A 3572-nucleotide genomic window follows, 5' to 3' on the forward strand; every position below is an offset into this window, starting at 1 on the left:
CGGGCCAGGCCGATGCCGCCCAGGTACAGCTCGCCGGTCACGCCGGGGCTGACCGGGTTCAGTTCGCCGTCCAGCACGTAGGTCTGCAGGTTGGCGATCGGCTGGCCGATCGGCACCGCATCCTTGCCTTCCTCGACGCAGGTCCAGTGGGTGACGTCGATGGCCGCTTCGGTCGGGCCGTACAGGTTGTACAGGCCGCTCTGCGGCAGCAGCGCCAGGGTCTGGCGTTGCAGTTCCACCGGCAGTGCTTCGCCGGAGCAGAAGATGCGTTGCAGCGAGGTGCAGCGGGCGGCGTTTTCGTCGCCGACGAAGGCTTGCAGCATCGACGGCACGAAGTGCAGCGTGCTGATCCGTTCGCGGGTGATCAGCTCGGCCAGGCGCGCCGGGTCGCGGTGGTCGCCGGGCAGCGCCATGACCAGGCGTGCGCCTTCCATCAGCGGCCAGAAGAACTCCCACACCGACACGTCGAAGCTGAATGGCGTTTTCTGCAGCACGCTGTCAGTGGCCGTGAGCTGATACGCCTCCTGCATCCAGGCCAGGCGGTTGTGCAAGGCGACATGGCGGTTGCCGGCGCCCTTCGGCTTGCCGGTGGAGCCGGAGGTGTAGATGACGTAGGCGAGGTTTTCCGGGTGCAGTTCTACAGCCGGGTTGCTCGCCTCCAGCGCGCTCCAGGCCTCGGCCCGGTCCAGATCGAGCACCGCCAGCCCGGCGGGAATCGGCAGGCCATCGCGCAGGTGCGACTGGGTCAGCAGCAAAGTAATGCCGCTGTCCTCGAACATGTAGGCCAGGCGGTCCTGCGGATATTCCGGGTCCAGCGGCACATAGGCGCCACCGGCCTTGAGAATCGCCAGCAGGCCGACGACCATTTCCACCGAACGCTCGGCGGCGATGCCCACCAGCACGTCCGGGCCGACGCCCTGACTACGCAGATACTGCGCCAGGCGGTTGGCCTCGGCATTCAGTTCGGCATAGCTCAAGGTGCGGTCGGCAAAGGTCAGTGCCGGTGCTTGCGGTTGGCGGGCGGCTTGCTGTTCGAACAGCTGGTGCACGTACGGCGTACCTGGGTAGTCCCGCGCCGTGGCGTTCCAGCCAGTGATCGCCAACGCTCGCTCGTCATCGTGCAGCATGGGCAAATCGCCCATGCGTTGTGCCGGCGCTTCGATGATCGCCTGCAACAGGTTCTGCCAGTGCACGGCCATGCGCTGGACGCGAGGCGCATCGAACAGGTCGGTCGAGTAGATCAGCGAGGCGCTGAGCCCCTGTGGGTGCTCGACACAGTCCAGGCTCAGGTCGAACTGCGCATTGGGCATGGCCCACTGCATCTGCGCCACATCCAGCCCCGGCAGCTGCACGCCGTCACTGATAGCGCCCTCGCTCACCTGATAGTTGAACATCACCTGGAACAATGGACTGCGGCTCAGGCTGCGCTCCGGCTGCAGGGCTTCGACCAGCTGTTCGAAGGGCAGATCCTGGTGAGCCTGGGCTTCCAGTGCAGCCTGGCGCACCTGCTTGAGCAGGTCGAGGAAGCCTGCCTGGCTATCGACGTCCGCGCGCAGCACCTGCGTGTTGACGAAAAAGCCCAGCAGGCGCTCGGTCTCGGCGCGATTGCGGTTGGCCGAAGGCACGCCGACACGGATGTCAGCCTGGCCGCTGTAGCGATGCAGCAACAACTGGAACGAGGCCAGCAGCACCATGAACGGTGTGCATCCCTGGGCCTGGGCCAGTTGCCGGATGCCTTGCAGCAGCGCGGTTGGAAGCTCGAGAATTTCCCGTGAACCCTGGCTGCTGCGGCGCGCCGGCCGTGGGCGGTCGAACGGCAGCTCCAGCGGGCCTTGCTCCCCGGCCAGGCGCTGCGTCCAGTAATTCAACTGACGCTCGCGCTCGCCAGCGGCCAGCCACTGGCGCTGCCAGCCGGCGTAGTCGACATACTGAATCGGCAAGGCCGGCAGCTGCGCTGCAACGCCCTGGCAGTGAGCCTGGTACAGGCTGATCAGTTCATCGACCATCAACTGCATGGACCAGCCGTCGGAGACGATATGGTGCTGGGTCAGGACCAGTACGCGGTCCGCATCGCCCACTTCCAGCAGCGCTACCCGCAACAGCGGGCCCGTTTCCAGGTCGAACGGGCGAGTCGCTTCGGCCTCGATGGCGGCCAGCAATGCCGGCTCATCAGTTTGCCCAAGCTGACGCGTGTCGATCGTCAGCGACCCGGCCGCCTCGATGCACTGGCGTGGCTGGCCGTCGGCATCGAGGAAGAAGCGCGTGCGCAGCGTCTGATGCCGCGTCGCCAGGTCGTCGAATGCCTGGCGCAGGGCCTCGAGATTCAATGCCCCGCGCAGGCGCAGCACGGTGACCATGTTGTAGGCAGCGCCTTGCGGGTCCAGTTGCCAGAGCACCCACTGGCGCTGCTGGGCATGGGAGAGGCGCAGTGTCTCGCCGTCGGCCAGCGGCACGATGGGCAGGCGGCCCAGATCGACACCTTTCTCCAGCAGGCGCTTGAACAGGGCCACGCGCTTGTCGTGGTTCAGCCCGCTGATCCGCTGGACCAGCTCATTGCCCTGTTGGGTCCCTTGCTTAAGCATCAAATGCCTCCAATTCGTCCAAGGCGTCAAAAATGGCGTCGTAGTCTTGTTCAGCCGGGGCCGCGCTACCTGTCACCAGGGCGGCCAAGGCGCCGAGGTCGTCGGCGAGGTAGGCGTCCTGAATCGGCAATTCCACGGAAAACTCGGTCTTGAGTCGGGATACCAGGCGCACCAGCAGCAGCGAGTGCCCGCCCAGTTCGAAGAAGTTGTCAGTGAGGCCGACCCGCTCGACCTGCAGCACCTCCTGCCAGATCGCGGCCAGGCGTTGCTCCAGTTCGTTCCGCGGCGCCACGTACTCGCGCCGCGACTGGCCCAGCTCCGGTTTCGGCAGGGCCTTGCGGTCGAGCTTGCCGTTGGGCGACAACGGCATCTGTTCGAGCAAAACCCACTGCGCTGGCACCATGTAGTCCGGTAGTACAGCGGCCAGATGTGCCTTGATCGCCGCCAGGCTGTCGGCCTGCTCAGCTACCAGATACGCCACCAGCTGACCTTCGCCGGCTACCACCACGGCTTCGCGTACCGCCTCCAGCTCTTGCAGGCGGGCTTCGATCTCGCCCAGTTCGATGCGCAGGCCGCGGATCTTCACCTGGTGGTCGATGCGCCCGGCATACTCGATCACGCCATCTTCGCGCTGGCGTGCCAGGTCGCCGGTGCGGTACAGCCGCAGGCCTGCGCCGAACGGGCTGATGACGAAACGCTCGGCGGTCAGCGACGGACGACGGTGGTAGCCGCGGGCCAGGCCGATACCTCCGAGATACAGCTCGCCGGTCACGCCGGGGCTGACCGGGTTCAGTTCGCCGTCCAGCACGTAGGTCTGCAGGTTGGCGATCGGCTGGCCGATCGGCACCGCATCCTTGCCTTCTTCGACGCAGGTCCAGTGGGTAACGTCGATGGCCGCTTCGGTCGGGCCGTACAGGTTGTACAGGCCGCTCTGCGGCAGCAGCGCCAGGGTCTGGCGTTGCAGTTCCACCGGCAGTGCTTCGCCGGAGC

General features: G+C 66.2%; 2 protein-coding genes. Both read right to left on the reverse strand.

Translation table 11 applies throughout. The features are described 5' to 3' along the window. The coding region (locus tag CQW31_RS30625; RefSeq protein ID WP_143524288.1) for an amino acid adenylation domain-containing protein at positions 1–2582 on the reverse strand (2582 nt) is incomplete at its 3' end. Next, positions 2575–3572, reverse strand: a 998-nt coding sequence (locus tag CQW31_RS30630; RefSeq protein WP_143524290.1) for an acyl carrier protein, incomplete at its 5' end; no start/stop codon positions are given. The genes CQW31_RS30625 and CQW31_RS30630, both read right to left, overlap by 8 nt.

Source organism: Pseudomonas sp. 382, from assembly GCF_002759075.1.
Taxonomy (GTDB): Bacteria; Pseudomonadota; Gammaproteobacteria; order Pseudomonadales; family Pseudomonadaceae; genus Aquipseudomonas; species Aquipseudomonas vlassakiae.